At 32.5% G+C, this 7,708-nt stretch carries 4 protein-coding genes; all 4 read right to left on the reverse strand.

What is annotated here, in order from left to right; genetic code table 11:
- On the reverse strand, window positions 1-1,122 hold the full coding sequence (locus ABLA76_RS15780) for a hypothetical protein (protein ID WP_348988640.1): 1,122 nt from the start codon (window positions 1,120-1,122) through the stop codon (window positions 1-3).
- A gap of 71 nt (window positions 1,123-1,193) precedes the next feature.
- Entirely contained in the window at window positions 1,194-2,456 is a 1,263-nt protein-coding gene (locus ABLA76_RS15785; RefSeq protein ID WP_348988641.1) for a hypothetical protein, read from the reverse strand.
- Between the two features lie 58 nt (window positions 2,457-2,514).
- Window positions 2,515-4,197, reverse strand: coding sequence for a hypothetical protein (locus ABLA76_RS15790; RefSeq protein ID WP_348988642.1), 1,683 nt, complete (start codon window positions 4,195-4,197; stop codon window positions 2,515-2,517).
- Window positions 4,198-4,506: 309 nt separating this feature from the next.
- Entirely contained in the window at window positions 4,507-7,218 is a 2,712-nt protein-coding gene (locus tag ABLA76_RS15795) for a hypothetical protein (RefSeq protein ID WP_348988643.1), read from the reverse strand.
- Window positions 7,219-7,708: the final 490 nt, after the last annotated feature.

The raw sequence follows: 7,708 nt of genomic DNA on the forward strand, positions 1-7,708 counted from the left end.
TTATGTTGATTCTGCTATAACACCTCGAACATATGAATACATACTATTGCCAAACTCGGGTGCTATTATATAATAAAGCATCGAGTCTTTTCCTGATGGGAAAATATCTCTTCTCATTAAGAATGTATAATTATAATTTTCTGAATCCATATTCCCTAAAACATCGGAAATTTTTTTTACCGGAAATATTAATCCTTCTGGATCAAAAGAATCATCTTCCTTTTTTTTGTTGAAAAATAAAACATTATCTGTCTTGGATACATTAGGATAGGAATCAATCTCTGCTTCGAAACGTTGACGTCCATCACTTTCTAATGAACCCCCTTCCAGCTCAGGAATATCTGGTGGATTAAGTGAGTTATCATCATTGGGTGGAACAACAGAAATCATATATATGTCACCAGAATGATATTCAGCAACACCTTCGACTTGACTGATTAAACCCATAATAGCAGGCGTATCCATGACTGGATAGACACGGAATTTTATTCTTCCATTTTCATCACTGGTAATAATGAGTTGAGTTTTCCCTTCATAATTCTTTGGTTTGATAATTTGGTGTTTTTGACCTACCCCATCAGGTTCAGAAGTAATTATTATGTTTCTTTCTATATCCTCATTAATTTCAGAGTAAATATTGACGGGAGTATGTTTAAGTAATTGACCATTAGTATCGAATAGTGTTGTATCATAACTGATATAATGATCTTTATTATCATCTATATCGTTGCTATTTGGTGTTGCACAAATGCTTTTATTTTTCTTCAATTGGATTGAACTGTTAACCAAATCCCTTGCATAATATGTTATTACCTTATCAACACCTGTGAGTGTAAAATGTATTTCTTCTCCCACGGTTATTGAACCGCTTCCTTTAACAGTGCATGAAATCACCATATTATATGATTTGCTATCCTGTTCAATATTAATTGGTTTGATTATTTTTACACTTTTAAAACCTTTAAAATCCTTCACTCCTATATTAAGTGATTGAGAAATTTTTCCTTTGGGCATTTCTATATCAAGGTAAAATTTTTGACCAATAATAACATCAGCCCCATTTTTAACAGATAAATTTAAATCATCATCTGACAAGATCAGATCTTTATCACTTTCCAACATATTTCACCCCTTTTATAATTCCTTAATAAAGTAATTCTATAAAAATCATTAATCCATCTAAAATAATGAAGTTAACTTATATCAATCCAGGTTTTACCGTCAGGGCAATCATCCCCGGCAACTTCTCCTCCCGGCCGTACTGTATAAACATTGGCTCGCCAGATCTTGCCATAAGAAATATCTCCATAATAATTAACTTGAAAATCAAGATAAATATCCCCATTTTCTATATGTCTAACATTGCTAAAAGGAATACCAAACAGTAATGGTACTGTATTGCCATTATTATCTGGTTGAGTTGGCATTGCCCTTACTTTAGATTGGCAAATGGTATTGGGATAATTATTAATATATAAGTTTAATGTAACCTCAGCACCAAGTGGAACTTTAGTCTTATCTTTATAATCACTCGTTCCGACCATCTTAACGAATAATGCTTCATGGTATGGATTATTGCATTTATTATCTATATCTTTTTCATGAATTGAATCACGGACAATATTATTGTCATCATTATAACCATAACTATTATAAACTATACAACTATCATATATTCTTGTTAAATCATCAATTGGTTGATTATACCCTCCTCCAGGATATGTTATGCCTTGTGGATATGAAGATCGTGCTGACCCAAAGTTGTCTACAACAGTATAAGAAAAATCAGCAATCTCATTCACCTTAAATATATTATAAGGGAATGTCATATAACTATCATTGCCTAATTCATCCACCTTTTGAACAAGAAATGATTTTTTCACATATTGCTTGTTAATAAAAAATAGTATTGTGTCATCTCTCTTGGCGCCAGGATAATTTGGGATTAAAACGTTAAAGGCATTCAAGTTAGGGTCTACCTGTAAGCTGCCATTATCTTCGCCTATACCAAGTGGAGAAAGATTCAAGTCTTCTTTATTGTTATCTATAATATACACTTTATTTTTTGAAGACATACGATCTGTTACACCCACTATCATAGAATCAACTTGAAATATTACTGATGTTGATTTTTTAGGGTAAATATAAAAGACCAAATTTCCATTTTTATCGGAAGTAATAGAAAAGTATTTTTGATCAGAAGAAAATTTTTTAATTTTGACAGGTTTTTCTTTATCGGAATGATAAATACCAATCAACTCAAAATAAGCATTATCTTTTTCAAGAATATCAACGGAAACATTTGGTAATGGCTTTCCTTCTTTATCTCTGATTAATGCAACCGCCTTAATACAATCACCATGAGGTGGAGCATTATCATAGTCTAGCACTTGGAAAAATTCTTTTTCAAAATATATTGATATAGATTCTTCATCTATTAATAAATTATTTTTCATATCATTCCCTTATTTTTAATATTTTTATCTTGTCAAGATATAATAATTGACAGACATTTTATAAAGGATCACATCCATCATTATTATCATTAGCCTGATTTGGTAAGACGGTATTAATTTTGGTAGTCCATTTTTTGCTATATGTTTTAGAACCATCACTATTTTCGATATAATAATCAAAAGAGAGTGTCCCTAACCCTTTGGAGAATGAAGGTCCAGCTCGGTTAATGTCACAGTATGGGATATTAACTACAGCATGGTCTGTTTGTTTTCCCGAATCAACAGTAGGTAGTAACGAGAATTGATAACTTTTATGCGTATTTCTGGATGTTGGTGTTTTAATATAGACATTCAAATATCCTTTGCTACCGAGTTGTGGTAGATTTTTATTATTTTGATCATTAGTTCCCATAATCGCCACATATAGCCCTGTCACCCCCTTAGCGCTTTGACCAGATTTTTTATTACGATTTATCATGCTCAAGATGATACCATGCCATTCAAAAGTTTCATTTTCTTCACTATACACATCAATAGGAGGTGTTGCGTGACTGGTATATACTTTGACTTTATCGTAGACCTCTTCGTTGGATGAGTCGTTACCAACATATTCTAATGTAATTGGGTAAGATTTTCTTACTTCGCCTTCTACAGAAGAAATCAGATAATAAAACTCAACCCGTTCGTTAATGGGTAACTCACTGTATGATAAGTTAAAAACTTCATTTGATAACTCATTAACATTATTAACCTTATATATAGGTTCAAGTAACTTTGGTTTATCATGTAATCTACTACTTATAAAAAACAGAATTCCATCTGTAGCATAAGCAGGTTGATAAGAAGGTATTTGTGCATGAAAATATTTCGAAGAAGAAGACGAATCTTGTTTAATTATATTACCATCTCCCATTTCTTGTATCGTTGGGCTACCAAGTTCAAATGGGTTATTATGGGGGGAATTAATAACATACAGAGTATAAGCTTGAGTAAAACCGGTAAGGTTAAGTATTGCCGTTGTCAGATCAAGTCTGACTTGTGTATATTTTATTGGATAGATACGGAATCTGATTTTTCCATCTGAATCAGAATAGACAGTAATAAAATCAATATTATTATAGGATTTAACCTCAATAGGTTGAGGCGACTTATCATCTGTAGCAAAAACCACTAGGTTTAATTTCTTTGATTGCGAAGAGGAAATAGCCACGGCAACATTTTTCAACGGGTTACCATCATCCCCAGTAATTGTCGAACTAATCAAGATATATTCGCTATTGGGATTAGCAATATTATTATCAACGGTTGGTGTTACCAAATAATTTTCACTATGTTCAAGCGAGATAGTTTTATAAGGACTGAATTTCTTTGCCGTATAGGTGACATTTGATGATATCATCCCTGGTACATCTGAACCTGAATTTGAAACCACATAAACACTATAACTTATTAAGTTATCCGGTAAAACATCACTCTTAAAATTCAATAGAAATATCGCACTACCTCCATTTTTATCTTTTGTGGCCGCCCAATTAACATGGCGTATTACTTCAACTACCGCTGGATCATTTTTTATTGAAATATCCTGAATATCCTCTATCACTTTTGGATCTGCTATAAGTGTAACTGTCAGATAAACAGACTGACCAATAATAATATCTGAACCATCCGGAATAGATACACAAAGTTTTCCTGGCAAGCAGGGTTCTGCTAATTTTATATTATTATTTTCAATATTCATTTTTTCACCTTGAAATCCATAATTGTTTAGTTAAACATATGCACATGCCATTATTAGATGACACCTGATATATAACTCAAATTAGACATAATAACCCATATGAAAATACATTTGATGTCAATAAAAAATAGTCTATTTAACTAATGCATGATACTGCACAAAGTGAGTGCTGTATTAAGAATAACTTTAAAGTATTAAAGCCTGCGCCTTATAATTAGTGAAATATTTATTCTTGATAATATCCCAAGCCATAATATTGACTTGGAATATATAATACTGAAAACATCAATATGTAATTTTATCTATAAATTAAGACGGGCATCCATAATAGTCATCATCAGCATATTCATTTGGATCCATAGTGTTAATATCAATCTTCCAGGTTTTGCTATATGTGCTTTCTCCAGCATCTGTTGTTATATAATAATCAATATATAATCTTGAAGGATCATAACCGTTTATAGGCAGTGTTCCTTTAAGGAAGCAAAATGGAATAGTCACTATTTGATATTTAACCTTCCCATCTTGTTTTGGAGTTTTTAAATCAAAATCATACTCTTTAGATACCAGGCCCTTGGAAGATTTTATACTTGCCCTCACTTTACCACTCTGGTTAGGCTGTGGTAAATTTTTTACGGCAGCACTATCTGCCACTTCTATAAATACATATAATCCTGCACTTTTGCTATTATCCTTACCCTCACCGAAAACAAGACCTTGACTTATTAGATCAAAAATTACGGCAGATGATTCAGAAACTGTGGCAGTTTCAGTACTAGGTTTGATGGGAAAGTCTGCATAAGTAGAATATACAGTAACTTTATCATATACCTCGTTTTTATTTCCACCCGGAGAATCTTCATTCTGAACATATTTCACATTAAAAGATTGGGAATATCTAGCTCCCCCTTGTTGGGATATCACCATATAATATAACCCCCCGAGTTTATTAGGCTCTAATTGGTCATATGTGAAAGGAAAAGGTGTGTTTTCTAATTCATCTATATCTCCAGTTCTATATGTAGGAGACAGTAATGTTTTTTTATCTGTTCCATCATATTCAGTAAAAAATGCAAGAACATCTGTTCCGTAAGCACCATCATATGAGTTAATTTCCACATTAAACTGAGTTCTTCCAAGTAGCTTTTTAAGTATTCCACCTTCCTCTATTTCATTGATAAAAGGACTATCTAATTGACGATCATTGGAATTATCAGGAAAAATACACATTGATGCTGTATATGTATCTCGTGTTAAATTTGGTATTGATGCTAAAAAATCAATTCTTGCTGATTTACCTTTTTGAGGATATGCCCGAAATTTTACCTTACCATTCTCATCACTATTTAAAGTGATGAAATATCGGTGATCACCTTTTCCTATAGGAGTGATAGGAGTAGTAGGATTCACTTCTGGCTCGTGAGTTATATTTATTATCCCAGATCCAGGAGAGAGTTGATCTCGGCGCGTTGAAATAATAACCTGAGTTTTCTTTATTGGATTACCATGAGCATCACTAACCACTCCTTCATATATATTGTAGGTACTTTGTTGGCTAGTTATTGGATTATCTGTTTTCGGCACTCTTATAAATTCATTATCAGTTTTTAATTTAATTACTTCTTGCGGAGGATTTTTACTCACTTTATATGTAACAGACAAATGATCAACATTATTTACCGGGGTAATCCCATCTATTTTATAAGCTACAACTTCAAAATGAATATCTGAAAGAGAATTATTCTTATCCACCGTTAGTAATAGTATAGATCGACCATGATTTTCTTGGCCAACATTCACAATATAAAATGGTTTATATATAATTTGATGAATAGAATTCGACGAACTTTTTATTTTAATATTAGATATTTCACTCAGTGTTGGTATATTCGCTTTAATAGTTACTTCTAAGTAAATAGACTGACCATTAAAAACGGTAGAGCCGTCACCAAGTGATACCTCAATAGGATAATTAGTTGAAGGAACTATTATTCCACCTTTCAGTAAAACCCGTCTTAATATATGAGAGAAATTATCTCTGTTTCCATATATATCACCTACAGCGTAATCAATTAGAACCAGTTTTCCGCTATTTTCTTGTACCCAATCAGAAGGGATATCTATTGCTATCCGTTCTATATTGTCAAGTACTTGATAGTTAGTTTGCCACATTGTCTGGCCTACCAACCGGATGTTTACTGTTTGATTTGATCTCATACCAGGATAACGTATTATAACTTGAATAGAATCATCATTATATTCAAGGTTAGGTGCAGGTAAATTAAGTGCTTGCCCTTCAATTTCAAGCTGTAAATCTCCTGAGTACTCAACAACATCACTACCAGATGTTCTTGTTACTGAAAAATACAACGTAGCAGTATCGCCAATAGTGTCAATAAACTCCATACGAGGAATATAGAATGTCATCGGTATGACTTCAGTTACTATTTGAGTTTCTGGTTCATATGTAATATCACTACGACGTCCTTTCCATAAGATCTTAACAGCATGTCCAGGAGCCATTCCATCATAAACCGGCACAATGACTTCCAACTTATCTAGCCGATAATAGTCATCTTTTGTCAGCAGGGTTCCTTGTTTACCTGTGGCTTCTGGTACACTGGGAATATAGTCAGATAATTTAGATGAATCAAAGGATATAAATTTAATGTTTACCGTTGGTGATTCACGTTCATTGCCATGACTTATTACTTTATACTTAGCTTGATAGGTGCCAAATTTAGAAATTTCATCCACAGTAAATAGTAATGTATATGGGGATGTATGTAATGTATCTGGTGCAACAGTGTATGGTCTACTTTTTATAACCACGCTATTATCATCACTTAAATAAAGATATCCCTCTATTTCATCACCAGTCTTAGCATCATCATATCTTGGCACTTCCATTAATATATATTCAGTACCCATTATACTCAGATCGTGTATGTTAATAGTATCGATTCCATGTGCCTGCGGAAATGTTGGTGGAGAGAGCGTTATACTATCTAAACTTCCCATGAATTACTCCTTAATTGAGTGTTTTTATATATAACTTCAGGATATAATCACTTAATTTCTTCGTTTATTGTCAATAATATTCATAGAGATGATTATTTTAATTTCTCATCTAAATATTAAAGTGAAATATTAATCCCTTAAAATAAAATCTCCGGTGATTTTATATCATTGCCATTTATAGTTATAGTATGTGTTGATTTCTGGCTGTTAATTTTAAAGATGAACAACCTGATCTTCTAGACTATAGATAAAACAGAAGATAGATATTATTCTCCCTATAAAATGCCTCTATCATGCAATTAATTCAAATTACTTTTTTCTATCGACTGATAATTATTTTTTATTGGGCAGATTATTTTATTCAAAAAATAATTTTAACCATTAATAATCAGGAGTGGATTTAGTTAAATAACCCGAATTCTGGATAAGAAATTGACGAGAAGCCTGTTCCGGGAGCAAAGTTTTGGTGCACACCAAAAACCGCTCCGAG

This window comes from Xenorhabdus sp. SGI240 (genome assembly GCF_040081915.1).
Taxonomy (GTDB): Bacteria; Pseudomonadota; Gammaproteobacteria; order Enterobacterales; family Enterobacteriaceae; genus Xenorhabdus; species Xenorhabdus bakwenae.

Coding starts and splice junctions, on each gene's coding strand:
- ABLA76_RS15780 (WP_348988640.1), bottom strand. CDS start 1,122: ATGTTGGAAAGTGATAAAGATCTGATCTTGTCAGATGATGATTTAAAT.
- ABLA76_RS15785 (WP_348988641.1), bottom strand. CDS start 2,456: ATGAAAAATAATTTATTAATAGATGAAGAATCTATATCAATATATTTT.
- ABLA76_RS15790 (WP_348988642.1), bottom strand. CDS start 4,197: ATGAATATTGAAAATAATAATATAAAATTAGCAGAACCCTGCTTGCCA.
- ABLA76_RS15795 (WP_348988643.1), bottom strand. CDS start 7,218: ATGGGAAGTTTAGATAGTATAACGCTCTCTCCACCAACATTTCCGCAG.